Here is an 18,370-nt window from a genome sequence, read left to right on the forward strand (position 1 = left end):
GCAGGCGCCGCCGCCCCGCTGCTTTGCTGGCTTACCAGCCGGCATAGTCCTTCACGGTCTCGCGCGTGACGAGCACGCTCGGGATCAGGATCGTCTTCTCGGTCGGCATCTTGCCTTCCGTCATGCCGACGGCGATCGCCACGGCCTGGCGCACCATTTCGGCCGGGTTCTGCGTCGCCGTGCCGATGAAGGGCGAGCCCTCGCGCTTCAGCTCGGCGACCGCTTCCGGGCTGCCGTCGACGCCGGTGACCTTGATCTGGGCGGTCTTGCCGGCCTGCTCGACCGCGAGCACCGCGCCGAGCGCCGACGGGTCGTTCATGCCGAAGATGCCGGTGACGTCGGGATTGGCCGTCAGCATGTCGGTCGTGACGGCGAGACCCGAAGCGCGGTCGTTCTTGGAGGCCTGCTGGCCGACGATCTTGATGTCGGGATAGTTCTTGGCGACCGTCTTGCAGCCATTGATGCGGTCGATGATCGTCTGGATCGGCGTGCCGTCGACGAGCAGTACCTGGCCCTTGCCGCCCATCTGCTGGAACAGATAGTCGCACGACTTCTCGCCGGCCTGGACCGCATTGGTCATGATCACCGCGTCGGCGCCATGGGCGGGCGTATCGACCGCGATCACGATGACGCCGGCATCCTTGGCCCGCTGGATCGCCGGCTCGATGCCCGCCTCGTCAACGGCCGAGATCACGATCAGGTTCACGCCCTGCTGGATGAAGGCGTCGATCTGCGTGTTCTGGTTGGCGAGGTCGAGCTGAGCGTCCTGCGTGTTCAGCGTGGCGCCGATCTTGGCAGCCGCCTCCTTCGCACCCTTGTCCATCGCCGAGAAGAACGGGTTGGACATGTCCTGAACCATCAGGCCGATCGAGGTGATCTTCTCCGGCATCTTGGCCTCGGCCGGCAGTCCGCCGGCGATGGCGAGCATGGCGACGGCGGCGGCCGAAGCGGCGAGACGTGCGGCGATGGCGCGGCGGGACGTTATAAGGTTCATGGCTTTCCTCCAGTTTCACTCTGTTGCCGGTCCGGACGCGGCGTGACCGGCGAACGCCATCGACGACCGCGCCGACAGGGCGCGGAAGCCCGCCCGATCCGGGCGTAAGCACTCACCTCCGGGGCAAGGCCCCGGCGCGGCTCGTCTTGATTTCGGGTCTCAGGGCTCCCGGGGGAGCGCTAGGTCATCGGGTCGGAGAGCTGCATCATGTCCTCCCTTCCGGTTGCGTTTCTTGTGCCGTCGCTGCCGCAGGATCTGCGGATGACGAGGTTCGCGGCGACCTGCTGCTGGTATCGCGGCAGATAGACGGGCGCCTTGGAGCCGCCCGTGCGCTCCGCTTCCGCCTGGGCCTCGATGATCTCCATCAGCGTCAGCGCCGCCTTGCTGCCGATCTCCTCCGAGCGCTCGTTGAGCAGCGTCAGCGGCGGATCGACGAGTTCCGACCAGGCGAATTCGTCATAGCCGACGAGGGCCACATGGTCGGGGATGACGATGCGGCGATCCTTGGCGAGCTTCATGACGCCGAGCAGCAGCGGGTTGTTGCCCGCGATCAGCACGTCGGGCAGACGTCCCGTGCGATCGAGATGGTCTGCAAGCGTCCGATACCCGGATTCCGCGTCGTTCTCGCTCTCGACCACGGTCAGCGTGGCGCCATGGTCCTTGGCGGAATCGACGAGGCCGCGTTCGCGATCGAAGCGGGTCGACCATTTCGGCGGATAGATCAGCAGCAGCCAGTCGGTGAAGCGGCGGGAGGCCAGATGCGCGCCGACCAGCAGGCTCGCGCTGTAATTGTCGGTGGTGACGCTCGGAAAATCGGGTGCGTCCGCCGGCGGCGCCGAGTCGACGAAGACGACCGGAATGTCCCAGGCGGAGAGCAGGCGGGTATTCTCGGGCTTCAGCGTCAGCGTCGAGATCACGCCGGCCGCGCGCGACTCGATCAGTCGCTTCACCATCCGGTCCTCGAGGCCGGGATCGTAGACGCCGTCGATCGCCACGTCGCCGACCACCACCGTCCAGTTCGACGGGCGCAGCGCCTGCTGAATGCCGGCCATCATTTCGAGGTAATAGGAGTTGGACGTGCTGGCCGTGATGACGGCGACCGTGTCCCGGCTGGCGCGGCGCAATTCCTGCGCGGCGCGGTTCGGGATGTAGCCGAGCTCGCGCGCCGCCTTCAGCACCTGATCGCGGCTCTCCTCGGACACGCCATCGGCGCCCGCGAGGGCGCGCGAGACCGTGAACATGGACAGGCCGGTCGCGCGGCTGACGTCGCGCATCGTGGACTTACGCACTGGATCCTCCGATCCTCCCTAATCGTTTAGGTCGCCTTAGCTGTCGCTCGATGGAGCGAACCACGACATCAAAAGTGCGACCTAAACGATTATGATCGAGAGTTAGGGCCAGTTGCCGGATTTTGTCAAGTGTGGTCCGAATCGGACGGTCGGGGCCGGTCTGTCATTCGGGCGGGCCACTGACGCTGCGGTTGCATCGGCGCGAACCGGCCGGCCGCGCGCTCGCTAGATGAATTGCGGCCGCTCGCCGCGTTGTTCCGATATGTCGATCCGGTGGACGCGCGCATAGCGGGCCACGAGTGCATCGACCTCGCGCGCCCGCCGTCCGGAATCCCAGCCGCGCAGATCGCCGATGACCGCCACGAGTTCCTTCAGCGCGGCATGGCCGAGCGGACGTTCCAGGAAGACCGACGTGCGGCCGAAAAGAAAATCCTCGGCCGTCTCGACGAATTCGCTCGCGCAGACATGGGCGATTTCCTCGCGCGAGAATTCGGGCAGGGCGGCGAGCCGGTGCTCGCCGCCGGCGAGCGCCGCCGCAACGCCTGAAGCGCGGGCGCCGTAGCGGGTCACCAATTGCTGCGCGCGGCTGCGGGTGAGGCCGTGCTCGCGCGTGATGGCGGACAGCAGGCGTTCGGTCGGCGCGGCGGCTTGCGACAGGCCGACACCGCCGCCGATCGGCGTCGATTCGGTGGTGAAGCGGCGCGATTTCCCCAGCCGCGCGAGGACGGCGTCCGTGACCTCGGCGGAGAAGGCGCGGAACGTCGTCCATTTGCCGCCGACCAGGGAGAGGATCGGGAAGCGCCGCTCTCCGGCGGGCGCCAGTTCGGGAAGGGAATGATCGCGCGAGATCGCGCCGGGATCGGAGGCGTCGCCGGCCGGCAGGGGACGCACGCCGGCATAGCTGAAGAAGATGTCCGAGCGCGCGACCGGCACATCGGGGAAGACACGGCGGAAGGCGGCGAGAAGGTAGTCCACCTCGCTGTCCTCGCAGATCACGCCTTCGGGATCATCGACCGGCACATCGGTCGAGCCCAGCAGCACATGGCCCATGAAATTGGACAGGATGCAGATGCGCCCGCCCTCGGCCTCGAAATAGATCATGCGGCCATGCAGCGTCTCGGCGAGCGCCGGCAGGTCTAGCATCAGATGGCTGCCGCGCGTGCCGCCGATCATCCGCCGGGCCGGGGCGGCCGCGGCCGTGTTGACCTTGTCGATCCAGGCGCCCGCGGCATTGACGAGGATGTCGCATGTGAGGCGGAAGGTCTCCCCGCTGGTCGTGTCCTCGAGCTCGACCTCGTTGCCGACGACACCCAGAAAGCGCATATGGTTCAGCGCCATGCTGTCGGGATGGGCGGCCATGCCGTCGAGCGCCAGTTCCACCACGAGACGCTCAGGTGAGATGATCCAGGCGTCGTAATAGGATGCCGCCAGGCGGATTCCCGGGTCCATGTCGGGCATCTCGCGCAGCATGTCCTGCCGCGCGATCATGCGGTGGCGCGGCACGGCGCGATTGAACGCGCCATAGACATCGTAGAGCCAGAGGCCGAGCTTGATGACGAGCGCGCCGCGCTCCGTCATCTTCGCCGGTAGGCGGAAGAATTTGCGCGTTGCCGCCCAGCTGCCGCCGAACCAGGAGTAGATCGGGATGATCATCTCGAGCGGCGCGACATAGTGCGACGCGTTTTCGAGCAGGCGATTGCGCTCGGTCGCGGATTCACGCACCAGCCGGAACTCGCCGGTCTCCAGATATTTCAGCCCGCCATGGATCATGCGCGAGGGCGCGCGGCTGGCGCCGGAACAGAAATCGCCCCGCTCGACCAAGAGGCACTCGACACCCTGCAGGCTGAGGTCGCGGAACGTCCCAACGCCGTTGATGCCGCCGCCGACGATCAGCACGGGCACGTGCTTCTTCTGGCGGAGAGCCTGGATCAGGTCGGGGCGGGCGGTCTCACGCGCACTCATGGGGCGGTCCAGTCTCTGTTCGTCATGGCCAGCGCGGCGGCGCGGTAGCGTTCATAACCGGCTGCGAGCGCCTCGGCCTGCGGGCCGGGCGAATAGGTGCGGATCTCAGCGCGGGTGTGACGCGCCGCGTCGTGCCAATCGGCGAAGACCGCGACCGCGAGACCCGCCGCCATGGCCGCGCCGAGCGCGCCGGCCTCCTGCGTCGCGGGCACCTCGACGCGGCGCTTCAGCGTGTCGGCGAAGAGCTGGCAGAAATAGGGATTTCTGCTGGAGCCGCCGGTGAGGCGCACGCTGCCGACCCGGCCTTCCGGATCGATCAGGTCGATATGGTGGCGATGGTTGAAGGCGATGCCTTCGGCCACCGCGCGCAGCATGTGTCCGCGACTGTGCCAGCCCCGGAGTCCGAGGAAGGCCGCGGGGACATCCTCGCGATGCGGCGAGCCGAAGAGATAGGGAAGATAGATGATCTCCGAGGGGTCGCTGGCGACCGCATCGAGTTCGGCCTGGAGCGAGGCGAAGGGATCGGCGGCGGCGAGCGCGTCGCGGGCCGCCTGTTGCAGGAACCAGTCGAGATTGGCGCTCGAGGCGGGCGAGACCGACATGTTCATCCAGAGCCCGCGTTCGAGCCCGTTGCGCGCGTTCCAGCCGAGCGAGACCAGTGGGTGGTCGGTGAGCAGTTCGTTGATCGAATAGGTGCCGGCGATCACGGCGATGGTGCCGGGCCCGACGACGCCCGATCCGGCGGCGCAGGCGGCGACGTCGTGCAGGCCCGTGGCGACCGGAATGCCCGCCGAGAGTCCGGTTGCGGCAGCTGCTGCCGCCGTGACGGCGCCCGCGGTCTCGCCCGGCATCAGCACCGGCGGCAAAGCGTGACCGATATCCCGAAGGCCGAAAAGCGCCAGCGCCTCATCGCTGTAGACCTGCGTCGACACATCGACGAAGGCGACGCTCGATTCGGTGAAATCCGTGGCGACGCGGCCGGTCAGGCAGTAGCGGAGCCAGTCCTTGCAGGAGAGGACGGCGGCGATGGCGGCATAGCGCGCGGGCTCCGCCTGTCGCAGATGGGCGAGAAGCGGCGCGGGAGAGGACGGAAAAGGCCGCTGACCGGTCAGTTCCAGCGCGCGCTCCGATACGCCGTCGGCGTCCCAGCCTTCGAGGACGGCATGGGCGCGGCTGTCGAGCGACGTGGCCGCGAGGCCGAGCGGCGCGCCTTGGCTGTCGAGCAGATAGAGCCCGTCGCCATGGCCCGTCACCGCGACCGCCAGCGGCTGGACCGCATGGCCCTCGGCCGCGCTTGCGCGGGCCAAAGCCTCGCGGATCGCCTCGGCCGAAATGCGCCAATGCTCGGCCATATCGCGCTCGACATGGCGGGGCGTGGCCTTGATCTGGCGGATTTCGCGCCGCGCGGTGGCGACCACGGTGCCGTCGGTGCGGAAGACGACCGCCTTGGTGACCGTCAGTCCGCTGTCGAGGCCGAGCAGGTAATCCGTCATCTCACCCTTCCATGCGTGCGTGACGGAGATTCTCCTGCAGGCTCGCCAGATAGATCGCAACCAGCAGCACCGCGCCGAACACCACCTGACGGATCGAGGGCGGCACGCCGAAGAGGTTCATCAGGTTCTCGATGATCGCGATGACCAGCACGGCCGCGAAAACGCCGCCGACATTGCCCTTGCCGCCCGTCAGCGCCGTGCCGCCGAGGATCGTGCCGGCGAACACCATCAGGATGTCGCCCTGGCCCATATCCGCGACGACCGACTGCAGCCGTCCGACCTCGAGCAGGCCGCCGAGCGCGGCGAGGGTGCCGGCGATGACGAAGCAGAGGATCTTGGTGCGGTCGATGCTCACGCCCGCGATGAAGGCCGCTTCCTCATTGTTGCCGAGCGCCAGGATGTCCTTGCCGAGGCGGTGATAATCGACGAGCAGCCAGCCGAGAATGAACACGGCGATCCAGACCAGAACCGCCACCGGCAGGATGCCGAAAAGCTTGGCCGAACCGAGATAGACATAGCCCTCGGGCAGGTAATAGACGCCCTCGGGGATGAGATAGACGACGATGCCGCGCATGAGCAGCAGCGTGCCGAGGGTGACGAGGAAGGAGCTGACACGCAGCTTGACCGAGAAGAGCCCGTTGGCGAGGCCGAGCGCCGCGCCGACGAGCAGCGTCACGATCACGGCGATGAAGGAGAGATCCTGCAGCGGCAGCAACTGGAAACAGGCGACGATCGCCAGCGTCGGCGCGAGCGCGAAGGTGGATTCGAGCGAGAGGTCGACATTGGCGGTCAGCACGACGAAGAACAGGCCGAGCACCATGCAGCCGAGCGGTGCCGCCGCCCACATCACGTTCAGGATGTTGCGGACCGACAGGAAGCCCGGCACGGCCAGCCCGGCAATGAAAAGCAGGACGAGCAGCGCCCAGATGAGATGCTTCTCCAGGACGAGAAACAGCAGGTTCTTGCTCTTGGTCATGCTGGCAACTCCACGCCCTGGATCGTCTTGTAGACCGTTTCGACATCGAAGCCCGGCCTGCCGCGGATGAGCTCGCGCACCACCCGACCCTTGTAGAAGACGAGGATGCGGTCGCAGATCTCGACCAGCTCCTCCTCGCTTTCCGAAATCATGATCACGCCCGCCGCGCGCGAGAGGTCCTCGCGGATCATCTTCAAGATGTCCGGCTTGGCGGAGATGTCGACGCCGCGCGTCGGCTCGTTCAGCAGCACGAGCCGGGGGGCGGTCAGCGACAGACGGCCGAGCATGACCTTCTGCTTGTTGCCGCCCGAGAGGCCGTCGATCGGCACATGAAGCCCGGGCGTCTTGACGCGAAGCCGCGTCACGATCGACAGCGCGACGCGCTCGCATTCGCGCCGCTTCACGAAGCCGAGCCGCGTCGTCAGTACCGGCAGCCCGGCGATCACGGCGTTATCGAGCACGGACCGGTTCTGGATCACGGCCTGCGCCTCGCGATGCTTGGGCAGGAAGGAGATGCCGGCACGCTGCGCGGCCTTGGGGCTGTCGAGCTTCACCGCGACGCCGTCCATCAGCGTCTTGCCGTCATGGTTTGGAACCAGGCCATAGAGCGCCTCGATCGCGGCGTCCTTGCCTGAGCCCTCGAGGCCGGAGAAGCCGACGACTTCGCCGCGGCGGAGGTCCAAGTCGAGATGGGCGAGGCTGCGCTCCGCCTTGAGCCCGCGCACCGACAGGACCGGCACGGCGGTATCGTCGGGGCGGGTGGTGTAGTTGATCTCCGTACGCTCCACGTCGCCGACGATCCAGTCGGCGAGTTCGGCGGCGCTTGTTGCCGCGGTGTCGAGCGTCGCGACGCGATTGCCGTCGCGCATGACCGAAACGCGGTCGGTGAAGCCCATGACTTCGCTCACGTGATGCGAGATCAGCGTGAAGGAGAGGTCCGGTCGCTCGCCGATCAGCGTGCGCAGCAGCCTCAGCAGGCTCTCCTTGCGCTCATTGGTCAGCGATGCGGTGATTTCGTCCAGCAGGATGGTCGTCGCTGCATCGATGAAGACGGCGCGGCCGAACGCCAGCAACTGCTGCGTCTCGAGCGGCAGGTCGCCCATGCGGTCCTCGGGGCGTGCGCGCAGGCCGAGCTGCTCGATGAGCGCTTGGGCGCGGCGCCGCGTCTCGCCGGGCGCGACGAAATGGAGCGAGCGGGTCGGGTGGCAGCCCATGAAGAGGTTGTCGGCCACCGAAAGATCGGCGGCGAAGGCGGGCTCCTGCGTCACAAGGGCGATGCCGAGGCCCTTGGCCCGGGCCGGGCTCGACTGGTGCGGCGTCAACGCGCCGCGCGCCGTGACGATTTCGCCCTGGCTTGGGGGAAGCAGCCCGGCGACCATCGAGACGAGCACGGATTTGCCGGCGCCATTCTTGCCGATCAGGCCGTGGATCTCGCCCTTGCGGACCGCCAGGTCGACGGATTTCACGGCGAGGACGCCCGGAAAGCGGCGCGATACGGCCTCAGCCGCGAAGCTGATCAAGGGATCAAGAGTCATGTGCACTCCTGTGGCCACAGGCCAAGCGGCGGGCGGCCCGACTGCAAGGGGAGCCGCCCGCCGCTGTCAATCGTCTTTACTTGCCGAAGTCGGGCATCTTGCCGGTGGTGACGACGGCCATCTCGTTCGCCCAGTTGCGCGGATCGTCATAATTGGCGACGCCCGGAACGCTGTAGGCCTGGGTCTGGTACCACGGACCCTTGATCGCGTCCGGCTGGCTGACCTTCACCGGAGCCCAGAGCGGCGTCTCGCCCGGCAGCAGGATATTGGCCTCGGTCGGCAGGGGCTTGCCGGACATGAGGTCATAGAGCAGGCGCATGGTGATCGTGCCCTCGCCGGTGGCCGGCTGGACCGAGATGTGATCGATCTCGCCGCGCGCCATCGACTGGAACTCCGGCACCGTCCCGTCGATCGTGGCGATCGGGATATGCTTGGGATTGTCGATCGGGAAGAGAAGATCCTGCGCCTTGAACGCCGGCACCGCGCCGCCGACGCCCATCGTGCCGTCGATGCTGGCGACGCCGAGGATCTTGTCCGGACCTTCGCGCGAGATGATGTCGTTCACCGCCTTGCTGGCCTTGCCGCCGTCGCAGCCCGCTTCCTGCTCGACGATCTTCACGCCGGGATATTCCGCCGCGATCGGGTCGAGGGCCGAGCGATAGCCCTTGTGCCGGGCGATGTCGAACGAGGCCGTGATGATGCAGCGCAGCTCGATGAAGACGCCGCCATCCTTGCGCCAGCCCTCGCCGCGGAGCGTATCGAGCCGCTTGACCAACGCCTCGCCGCCGAGGCGGCCGGCCGTCTCGTTGTCGAAGGCGACGAAGGTCTGCGGCACGCCGGGCACCCAGGCATTGCTGGTTACGACCGGAACGCCCGCCTCATTGAGCTGCTGGACGATGGCGCGCATCGCCTCGCCGCGCCAGGGGGTGAGCAGCACGCCGTCGACGCCGCGATCCACCTGCGCCTGCAGGGCGTTGAGCTGGTCGCCGGCGTCGTTGGCGCCGAAGACGTTGAAGGTGATCGTGTCACCGGTCTCGGTCTGGATGCGCTTGGCTTCCTGCTGCTGACCGAGCGCCACGCCATTGAAATAAATGTCGTTGGGCTCCCAGCGGATCACCGCGACCTTGTAGTCCTTGGCCTCGGCCACCTGCGCGAAGCCGGCGCAGAGCGCCGCAACCGCCGTGAAGCCCTTGAGATAATTACGCATCGTTTCCTCCTCTTGCTGCGTTTGTCAGTTCAGGCGTCGGGCAGGGCTGCCGTGGCTTTGGCGTTCCCCTGCTCGGGCTTTTCGCTCAAAGAACCCGGTCATTGCCACCGTCCACCGGGATCTGGGCGCCGGTGGTTCGCGCGAAGGTGCCGTCGACCAGCGCCACCACGGCGCGGCCGACATCCTTTGCGGTCACGGGCTGGCGCATCAGATTGCGCGACTTGTATTCGTCGACCGTCAGGCCATAGCGCCGCGCCGAGGTCTCCAGCGCCTCGCGGGTCCACAGCGGCGTGTCGAACACCGCGTCGGGATGAACGGCGTTGACCGTGATCCCCTCGGGCGCAAGTTCCATCGCGGCGACGCGCATGAGCTGGGTGAGGGCCGCCTTCGACACCGAATAGGCGGCCGCGCCGACGCCCGGCGCCGCCACGTTGCGCGAGCCGATGAAGACCACGCCCGGCGTGATGCCATGGCGCAGGATCGGAACGGCGCGCTTCAGCAGCTTGCGATGCGACGTCACGTTGACGTCGAGCGACAGGTCCCAGATGTCGTCGCCCATCTGCTCGATCGTCGCGCCGGCGCGGAAGATCCCGACATTCGAGACGAGAATGTCGAGCCCGCCATAGCTGGTGACGAAATGGTCCAGCGCCTTCTCGACCGCCGCCTCGTCGGTGAGCTCGACCACCAGCCCCTCATAGCCGGGGCGGTTCATGTGCGTCGTGATTTCCGGATTGATGTCGAGGCCCACGACCAGCGCGCCGCGCTCGCGCAGCGCCTCGGCCGTGGCCCGGCCGATGCCGGTCGCCGAGCCGCTGACCAGGGCGACCTTGCCCGTCAGCGGCGCCGGCGTTCCCTGCGCCCTGAGCTTGGCCTGTTCGAGCTCCCAATATTCGAGATCGCGCAGATCCGCTTCGCCGAGTCCCTGCCAGCCGCCGAGGCGCGCGGCGAGGCGTAGCGCCTTGAGGTTGGCCATGGCGACATCCGCCGAAACGCGGGCACGGGCAAGCGTGGGGCCGAAGCTGCGCACCGCGCCGTTCGGCAGCAGCGCCCAATGCGGATGCGGCGGGAGCGGCGTGACGCCTGCCTCGCCCCGCGCGACATAGGCGCGGTATTCCTCGGCGAACGCGTCCAGCGCGGGGCCGGGATCCTCACCGACCACGGCGGGGAAGGGCTTGTTGTGGATCACGTGCTCGGGCGTCAGCGTGCCGTGGCGGGCCAGCGCCGCGACAGCGCCGATCTCGTCCGGCGGGATCGTTCCGGCCGGCAGCGAGACCATAGGGCGGCCGGCAAGACGGCTGACCGCGCCGCGCAGCCGGGCGATGGCGAGCGGATCTGTCGCGGTGGGCGGCGCGGCGGGCAGGGCGCCGACCTTCGCGGCGAGCCAGGCTTCCGCCTTGCCGCAGATAGCGATCATCCGCTCATAGCTGTCGCGCGCCGTCTCGCCCCAGGTGAAGACGCCGTGATGCTCCAGAATGATCGCGTCGGTTTCGGCGAAGGCCGGCGAATTCACCGCCGCGCGGATCTGGCGCGCGAGGTCGAAGCCCGGCTTCACATAGGGCAGCACCATCACGCGCGGCCCGTAGATCTCGCGAAGCCGCTCGCCGCCGCCCGCGCTGTTGGAGATCGTCAGGACCCCGTCGGCATGCGAATGGTCGACATAGGCGAAGGGGATCAGCGCGTGGACGATGGCCTCGATCGAGGCCGCCGCCGCCTGCGGGTCGAGACGGGCGCGCTTGACCTCGTTGACCATGTCCGCATCCGACAGGCTTTCGAGTTCGGCAAGTGCCAGCACCGGCGGCAGCGCGAGAGCCGTGAAGCCCTCCGGCCCCATGGTGCCGAGGTCGAAGCCGCTGGCCTTGACCCAGATGACGGCTTGCTCGACCCCGAAGCGATCCGTCACGCGGCCCTTGAAGGAGGTGTTGCCGCCTCCGTGCAGCACGAGCGCCGGATCGCGGCCGATCAGACGCGAGGAATAGACGCGCAGATCCAGTCCGGATCGTGCCTGCGCCGCCTCGGCGTCGTCCCAAAGGTCTTGCATCGCCTCGTCCATGTCTCGGGGGTCGGGTCGGGGGCCGTCGGTTTCGGGGGAGATCAGGCCGCCGCCTTGCGGTGCTCATCGCGGAAGAGCTGATAGGCTTCCGCGCCGGTGCGCCCGTCATGGACGACGGCGGCGAGTGCCTTCAGCATCGCGACCGGGTCGCTCGACTGGAAGACGTTGCGCCCCATGTCGACGCCCGCTGCGCCCTGGTCGATCGCGCGATAGGCGATCTCCAGCGCCTCGGCCTCCGGCAGCTTCTTGCCGCCGGCGATGACGATCGGCACCGGGCAGCCGAGGGTTATCTTCTCGAAGCCCTCGTCGACGTAGTAGGACTTCACGAACTGCGCGCCGATCTCGGCCGCGATCCGCGTGGCAAGACCGAAATAGCGCGCGTCGCGGACCATATCCTTGCCGACGCCCGTCACCGCCATGGTGGGAATGCCGTAGCGCGTGCCGCTGTCGATCAGCTTCACCACGTTTGCGATCGATTTGTGCTCGTATTCGGCGCCGATATAGACCTGCGCCGCCATGGCCACCGCGCCGAGACGGATCGCATCGTCGATATCGACGGCGACGAGTTCGTTGGAGAGCTCGGTCAGGATCGAATTGCCGGCCGAGCAGCGCAGCACCACGGGCTTGCCGGATTCCGGCGGGATCGACGAGCGCAGGCCGCCGCGGGTGCACATCAGCACGTCGGCATGCGGGGCGAGCGGGGCAATGGTCAGGTCGAGCCGCTCCAGGCCGGTCGTCGGGCCCTGGAAATAGCCGTGATCGAAGGCCAGCATGACCGTGCGCCCGGTATCGGGCCGGAAGATCCGCGCGAGGCGCGCCTTCATGCCCCAATCATGATGCGCCGCGCCCTTCAGGAAGAACCGCGTCGTGTCGGCGGGCCGATCGTGGCCCCAGTCCTTGCCGTCCTTGATGTCGTCGAGATCTGCCATCGGGTCTTTCCTGCCGTTGCGCGGAGACCCGGCCAGGCAGCCGTCGCTTCACCCTTGGCGGGTGCTGCCCTGTCCTCCAGGGCGCAGCGTCCGGTCCTGCGTGGAGGTCTCCTCATCCTCCGCCGCAGAACCTAGCGAAACGCAGTTCGAATTACCAATTATTTTGTTATTTACATCACGATTTTTGTTATTGCGGTGCAGCGTAAGGCGTCGAGGGCAAGGCGCCGATCTACCGGCCTCGGAGAGCAGTTTGCCGATACCATTGATGTTGATGCTCAATTTCGGTCGCCGGTTTTCGCGCTGTCGCGATGGCTCGCGCGGGCTGGACAGGCGGGCCAGAATGTTCCATCTCTAGAAAATGTTAAGTTCGGCGCGGGGAAAAATGATGGATCATAACAATTCCGATGCCACGGAAGACCTGTCCAAGGCCGAGCGCCGACGCCAGCGGATCATCCAGACGTTGATGAGCGGCTCCTCAGCCGCCATTCGCGACCTTGCCGAGGCGCTCGGCGTCAGCCTGATGACCGTCCACCGCGACCTTGCGGCGCTGGAGAAGGAGGGGCTCGTGCGGCGTCTGCGCGGCTCTGTCTCGGCCGAGAAGTCGCTCCTCTTCGAAAGCAGCTACAACTACCGCAGCCGCAAGAGCGGCGACGAGAAGAGGCGCCTTGCCCAGGCAGCCGCGAGCCGCCTCGAGCCCGGCAATGCCGTCATCATCGACGACAGCACGACCTCGTACCACCTCTGCGACTACCTGCCCGAGATCGCGCCGCTGACGGTGATCACCAATGCCGCGCCCATTCTGGAGCGGCTCCGCCACGTGCCCGAGATCGATCTCATCTCGACCGGCGGGCGCTATCATCCCGGCTACAACGGCTATTTCGGCGCGAATTGCGAGAAGGCGATCCGCTCCTATCATGTCGATGTCGCGATCCTGTCGACGACGACGATCCGCGGCCTGTCGCTCTACACCCCGGACGAAATCGTGGTGCGCGCCAAGCAGGCGATGATGCAGGTGGCGCGACGGCGGTTCCTGCTGGCGGACTCGACCAAGTTCCAGTTCAGCGCGCTGAACTATGTCGCCGAGATCACCGATTTCGACCTTGTTCTGCTCACCGGAGAGGTGCCGCCGCCCGTGCTCGAGCAATTACAGGCGGCTCGGGTGAATTTCGAACTGGTCTGACGGCGAGGCCCGGTGCAGGTCACCGCGCTGCCGATCCACGCTGATTCCCGGCTACTTCCTGGCCGTCGCCGTCGCGATGGCCGCTTCCTTTTCCATCATGTAGGCGCCGGCGAGGATCGGGGCGTGCCGCGGCGCCTCGCCGGGTTCGACACAGGTCGGAATGCATTCGATGACCGCGTCGTGGTTCGGGTGCAGGAAGAAGGCGACCGACTGGCGCGGGCTGGTCGAGGCGACCGTGCTCGGCGGATTGACCACGCGGTGCATGTTGGAGAGCCAGCGATCATTGGTCCAGCGCTGCATCATGTCGCCGATATTGATCACGAAGGCGCCGGGGACATAGGGCACGTCTACCCAATCGCCGGCAAGCGTGCGGACCTGAAGCCCGCCCGGCGCGTCGGTCGGGGCGAGGATGGTGAGGCTGCCATAGTCCGTATGCGCGCCGGCGCGAAGCTGGCCGGGGAGGGGCGGCGTCTTCTGAGCCGGGTAATAGATCGACGAGACGATCGAGAAATGATGGTCGATCTTGTCGTCGAACCAGGTCTCGGGAAGCTCCAACGCCAGCGCGAAGAGCCGCATCAGATCGGCGCCGAGCTTGGAAATCGCCCGGTAATAGGCCGTTCCGAGCTCCCTGAACGCCTCCGGCTCGGACGGCCAGAGATTGTCGTGATGAAAGGCGCGGGCCGCTTCGGTCTTGAAGAGCGGATCGTCCCGATCGACCTGGCCGATCATGAAATATTCGCGCAGATCCGGCGGTGCTTCCTCGCCCTCCTTCGCCGCGAGGCCTGACAGGCCCTGGCCGTGATAGCCCTCATGAATGGTCGGCGCTGCCGGCATGACGGCGCGCTTGATCGATCCTGGCCCTTCGAAGAAGCGGCGCGAGACCTCGAACCAGCGGCTCAGCAGGTCGAGATCGAAGCCGTGGCCGGTGATGACGAGGAAGCCGATGTCGCGGTTCGTCCTGTCGACGATCGCGGCGACGGCCCGCCGCTCGGCCTCGGACCCGCCGAGAAACGGCGCGATATCGACGATCGGTACCCGCTCCAGTGCCGCAGCCTCGCTCATGTCGCTCTCCTTGCGAACCATATTGTGCACAATCTTGCGCATCGATAGGCGTGTCTGTAAAGTCCCTTCGACAGGTGCGCCCGGTGCGGGCGGGCACGGGCAAAGGGATGCGGCATGGAACGATATCGCGGCATGGACCGGGCGGCGCTGGATGTTGCCTATAGCAACCGGGCCGTGGTCGCCGATTGGCAGGGCTATCTCGATCGATGGACCAAGGCGGGCGAGCCGCTCTATGCGGCGCGAGCGACGGCGCGCGACCTCCCTTACGGCGACCGGCCGCGCCAGCGCCTCGATCTCTTCCTCACCGAGGATCTCGCCGCGCCGACCTGCCTGTTCCTGCATGGCGGCTATTGGCAGTGGAACGACAAGGAGGGGCAGGCCTTCGTGGCCGAGGGCCTGCTCGCGCACGGCTTCAACGTGGCGATCGGTGAATATACGCTCGCGCCCGACGCCGGCATGGCGGCGATCTGCGACGAAGCGGTCGCACAGGTCGGCTTTCTGGCGGAGGAGCTCACGCGGCGCGGGCGGCAGGGGGCGCCAATCTATCTCGCCGGCATCTCGACCGGCGCGCATCTGATGGCGCAGGCGCTCGCCCATCCTTCGGTGCGCGGCGCGCTGCTGATCAGCGGCATCTATGATCTCGAGCCGATCCGCGTCTCGTCGCTCAACGGGCCGATCGGCATGGACATGGCGGAGGCGCGGCGGTTCTCTCCGATCCATCAGATCCCGGCCGATCTGCCGCCGATCATCCTCGCCTATGGCGGCATCGAGATCCCGGAGATCCGGCGCCAGAGCGAGGATTACCACGCTGCGCTGTCGTTTCTCGGCCATCCGGTCGAGCGGATCGTGGTTCCCGGCTGCGACCACTTCTCGGTGCTGGAGCAGTTGTCGGCGCCGGAGGGAATGCTATCCAGAGCGCTGGCCGACCTCGCCGGACGAGGCGGATGAGGAATTCAGATGGCCGAGAACGCGAAGCCGAAACGGCGCCGGTCCGCAGGCGCGGTGGTCGAAGAGCCCGCGCTGGCCGGGCTGGAGTTGCGCCCGCCGGGACTCACCCCGGTCGAGCAGGAGGCCTATCGCAAGCTCATCGACGCCATCGCCGCGCGGCGCCTGCTGCCGGGCGTCAAGCTGGTCGAGGAGGACCTCGCGGGGATATTCGGCGTCAGCCGCGAGCGCATCCGCCGCATCCTGCTCGTTCTCTCCCAGCACGATATCGTTCGCCTGGAGCCCAATCGCGGCGCCTATGTCGCCCGGCCGACCTATGCCGAGTGCCAGGACGCGTTCGAGGCGCGGCTGCTGATCGAGCGGAACGTGGTGCGCGCGCTCGCATCGATGGGGCCGGCGCGGCGGCGGATGATCGTCTCGCATCTGCGGCGGCATATCGGGGCGGAGAGCGAGGCGATCGCGGCCGGCGACCGCGTCGCCGAGATCCGGTTGTCGGGCGAGTTCCACCTGAAGATGGCGGCACTCGCCGGCAATCAGCGGCTGCTGCGCATGTTGCAGGACATCGTGGCGCAGATGTCGCTGGCGCTGGCCGCGCATACGCATGCGCACGATCTCGACTGCTCGATCTCCGAGCACGCGGAACTGCTCGACGCGATCGATGCGGGGGATCTGGACCGCGCCGATCATCTGCTCGCCCATCATCTCGAGCATATGGAAGCGGCGCTGCTGCACGGGATGCATGGCGAGGAGGACAGCCTCGCCGCGGCGCTCGGCGAGATCCGTTCGGGCAATGCCTAGCGGCCGACGGCCGCTCGACAGCGATCGGGCCTGAGGTTTCAGGCGACCTGGCCGATCACGCGGGCGAGGTCGACGTCCCGGGGCGCATCGGGCCGCAGATCGAGGCCCTTCTCCAGCGTGAACAGGCAACGCTCCATGGTGCGCGCGGCGACGATGCTCTCGCCGCGCTCGATCTCGTCGAGCAGCGTGCCGTAATGGGCGGAGGCGCGGGCGAAGGTGTCCGCAGTGCCATAGAGCCCGAGGATCAGCGCCGAACGCAGGATCAGCCGCTCCAGCGCCTGGGCGAGGGATTCATTGTGCGCCAGTGCCGCGAGCGAGCGGTGGAAGGCGCTGATCGAGGCAATCGCCTGCTGGCGGTTGCCATGCAGGAAGGTGCGCTCGCGGTCGTCGAGCCTCGCCTTCAGCGCGTTGAGCTGCGGCGTCAGGATGGTCCGCGTCACGATCTCGGTCGTCACGCGTTCGATCACCCTCCGTGCCTCGAAGACGTCGCGCGCCTCCTTGATGCCGGGCGTGGCGATGAAGGCGCCGCGGTTGCGCTTGAGCTCGACCAGATCCTCGAAGGAGAGGCGCTGCAGCACGGTGCGGATGCGGGCCCGGTTGACGCTCCACTGCTCGGCCAGCAGTTCCTCGGGGAGCTTTGTCCCCGGCGGCAGACGGCCATCGGAGACGGCCGAACGGACGCGCGCCGCCAGCGCGTCCTCGATGGTTCCCTCGTCCATATCGCCCCCGCTGCGGCCTGCCTGCTGCCTCTCATATCAGCCTCAACGTGCTCACAATAGAGGCAATTATTGTCAACAATCGATATTGATACGTTGACAATCGAGTGCGTCAGATATCCGAATTTCCCTAACTTACTGATTTAATTGATATGGCATGGGTCCTGCTTTGATTTGATCCAGATCAAAAGATCGAGGAGACGCCGTCCATGAAAATGACTTCCATCCCCGTGATCGACATCGCCCCCTTCCTCGCGGGGACAGCGGAGGGGCGCGAACAGGTCGCCGCCGAAATCCGCAAGGCCGGAGAGGAGATCGGCTTCTTCGTGATCAAGGGCCATGGCGTCGAACAGGCGATCATCGACGAGACCTATGATGCGGCGGCGACGTTCTTCCGCCTGCCGGTCGAGGACAAGCTCACTATCCGCCAGCCGCCGGGCGCCGTGCCGCGCGGCTACACCCCCTTCAAGGGCGAGACGCTGGCCGCCGGCCTCGGCAAGGCGGCGCCGGGTGACTTGAAGGAAATGATCGACATGGGTCCGGTCGATGTGCCGGGTGGCGAATATTACAGCGGTCCCGAGGCCGGCTATTATTTCTATCCGAATCTCTGGCCGGAGAAGCCGGCCGGATTCCAGCCGGTCATGGAGCGCTATTACCGGCGCATGAACCGCCTCGCCAATGATCTGATGGCGATCTTCGCCCATGCACTCGACCTGCCGGAGAATTTCTTCTTCGATAAGCTCGACAAGAACATCAGTGCGCTCAGGCTCATCTGCTATCCCGAGCAGGACACGCCGCCGGAGCCGGGACAGCTGCGCAGCGGCGCGCATACCGATTACGGCACGCTGACGATCCTGATGGCGGACAAGGCGGCCGGCGGACTGCAGGCCCTGCACCGCGACGGTTATTGGGTCGACGTCATGGTCGAGCCCGGCACCTATGTCGTGAACATCGGCGACATCATGCAGATCTGGACCAATGACCGCTGGGTCTCGACTCTGCACCGCGTCGTCAATCCGCCGCGCGAACTCGCCGATACGGCGCGCCGCCACTCGGTCGTGTTCTTCCACCAGCCCAATTACGACTCGCTGATCGAGACGCTCCCCTCCTGTTTCGACGCGCAGCATCCGCGCAAATACGAGGCGATCACCTACAAGGAGCACTGGAGCTACAAGTGGAACGCCACGAAGGCGAAGATGTGATCGTGTTCCGTTTTGAATTGATCTGAAGGATT

At 66.9% G+C, this 18,370-nt stretch carries 15 protein-coding genes; 4 read left to right on the plus strand and 11 right to left on the minus strand.

The features are described 5' to 3' along the window. Window positions 1-31: 31 nt before the first annotated feature. From GGR25_RS15610 to lsrF, 9 genes are all read right to left on the minus strand, one after another. Window positions 32-994 (minus strand): ABC transporter substrate-binding protein, encoded by a 963-nt coding sequence (locus GGR25_RS15610; protein ID WP_183399767.1) that lies wholly within the window; start codon window positions 992-994, stop codon window positions 32-34. A gap of 179 nt (window positions 995-1,173) precedes the next feature. Continuing rightward, window positions 1,174-2,283, minus strand: coding sequence for a substrate-binding domain-containing protein (locus GGR25_RS15615; RefSeq protein WP_183399768.1), 1,110 nt, complete (start codon window positions 2,281-2,283; stop codon window positions 1,174-1,176). 225 nt (window positions 2,284-2,508) lie between these two features. After that, on the minus strand, window positions 2,509-4,245 hold the full coding sequence (locus tag GGR25_RS15620; RefSeq protein WP_183399769.1) for a glycerol-3-phosphate dehydrogenase/oxidase: 1,737 nt from the start codon (window positions 4,243-4,245) through the stop codon (window positions 2,509-2,511). Beyond that, window positions 4,242-5,738: an FGGY-family carbohydrate kinase gene (locus GGR25_RS15625; protein WP_183399770.1), complete on the minus strand. Its 1,497-nt coding sequence runs from the start codon at window positions 5,736-5,738 to the stop codon at window positions 4,242-4,244. Before GGR25_RS15625 ends, GGR25_RS15620 begins: the two co-directional genes overlap by 4 nt. A 1-nt stretch (window position 5,739) precedes the next feature. Beyond that, window positions 5,740-6,714, minus strand: coding sequence for an ABC transporter permease (locus GGR25_RS15630; RefSeq protein ID WP_183399771.1), 975 nt, complete (start codon window positions 6,712-6,714; stop codon window positions 5,740-5,742). Then, window positions 6,711-8,249: a sugar ABC transporter ATP-binding protein gene (locus GGR25_RS15635; RefSeq protein WP_183399772.1), complete on the minus strand. Its 1,539-nt coding sequence runs from the start codon at window positions 8,247-8,249 to the stop codon at window positions 6,711-6,713. Before GGR25_RS15635 ends, GGR25_RS15630 begins: the two co-directional genes overlap by 4 nt. A gap of 76 nt (window positions 8,250-8,325) precedes the next feature. Then, a complete protein-coding gene (locus GGR25_RS15640) occupies window positions 8,326-9,456 on the minus strand; it encodes a sugar ABC transporter substrate-binding protein (RefSeq protein ID WP_183399773.1) in 1,131 nt (376 codons plus the stop codon). Between the two features lie 85 nt (window positions 9,457-9,541). Beyond that, window positions 9,542-11,494, minus strand: coding sequence for an SDR family oxidoreductase (locus GGR25_RS15645; protein WP_183399774.1), 1,953 nt, complete (start codon window positions 11,492-11,494; stop codon window positions 9,542-9,544). Between the two features lie 53 nt (window positions 11,495-11,547). After that, the gene (lsrF, locus tag GGR25_RS15650; protein WP_183399775.1) at window positions 11,548-12,435 is read right to left on the minus strand and encodes a 3-hydroxy-5-phosphonooxypentane-2,4-dione thiolase; all 888 of its coding nucleotides are present in this window, start codon (window positions 12,433-12,435) and stop codon (window positions 11,548-11,550) included. A 385-nt stretch (window positions 12,436-12,820) separates the two neighbouring features. Here lsrF and GGR25_RS15655 point away from each other — a divergent pair, with 385 nt between their 5' ends. Then, complete coding sequence (locus tag GGR25_RS15655) at window positions 12,821-13,615, plus strand: DeoR/GlpR family DNA-binding transcription regulator (RefSeq protein WP_183399776.1); 795 nt, start codon at window positions 12,821-12,823, stop codon at window positions 13,613-13,615. A gap of 51 nt (window positions 13,616-13,666) precedes the next feature. Here the strand turns inward: GGR25_RS15655 and GGR25_RS15660 are convergent, their stop codons facing one another. Then, complete coding sequence (locus GGR25_RS15660) at window positions 13,667-14,677, minus strand: isopenicillin N synthase family dioxygenase (protein WP_183399777.1); 1,011 nt, start codon at window positions 14,675-14,677, stop codon at window positions 13,667-13,669. A gap of 114 nt (window positions 14,678-14,791) precedes the next feature. Here GGR25_RS15660 and GGR25_RS15665 point away from each other — a divergent pair, with 114 nt between their 5' ends. Further along, window positions 14,792-15,625 carry an alpha/beta hydrolase gene (locus GGR25_RS15665; RefSeq protein WP_183399778.1) on the plus strand — a complete coding sequence of 278 codons (834 nt, stop codon included), beginning with the start codon at window positions 14,792-14,794 and terminating at the stop codon, window positions 15,623-15,625. Between the two features lie 9 nt (window positions 15,626-15,634). After that, the gene (locus tag GGR25_RS15670) at window positions 15,635-16,420 is read left to right on the plus strand and encodes a GntR family transcriptional regulator (protein WP_183399779.1); all 786 of its coding nucleotides are present in this window, start codon (window positions 15,635-15,637) and stop codon (window positions 16,418-16,420) included. A 38-nt stretch (window positions 16,421-16,458) separates the two neighbouring features. Here GGR25_RS15670 and GGR25_RS15675 read toward each other — a convergent pair whose 3' ends face one another. Beyond that, entirely contained in the window at window positions 16,459-17,139 is a 681-nt protein-coding gene (locus tag GGR25_RS15675) for a GntR family transcriptional regulator (RefSeq protein ID WP_183399780.1), read from the minus strand. A gap of 206 nt (window positions 17,140-17,345) precedes the next feature. Between GGR25_RS15675 and GGR25_RS15680 the strand changes: the two genes are divergently transcribed. Then, complete coding sequence (locus tag GGR25_RS15680) at window positions 17,346-18,338, plus strand: isopenicillin N synthase family dioxygenase (RefSeq protein ID WP_183399781.1); 993 nt, start codon at window positions 17,346-17,348, stop codon at window positions 18,336-18,338. Window positions 18,339-18,370 lie beyond the last annotated feature (32 nt).

Origin of the sequence: Kaistia hirudinis, assembly GCF_014196455.1 — a bacterium.
Lineage (GTDB): Bacteria > Pseudomonadota > Alphaproteobacteria > Rhizobiales > Kaistiaceae > Kaistia > Kaistia hirudinis.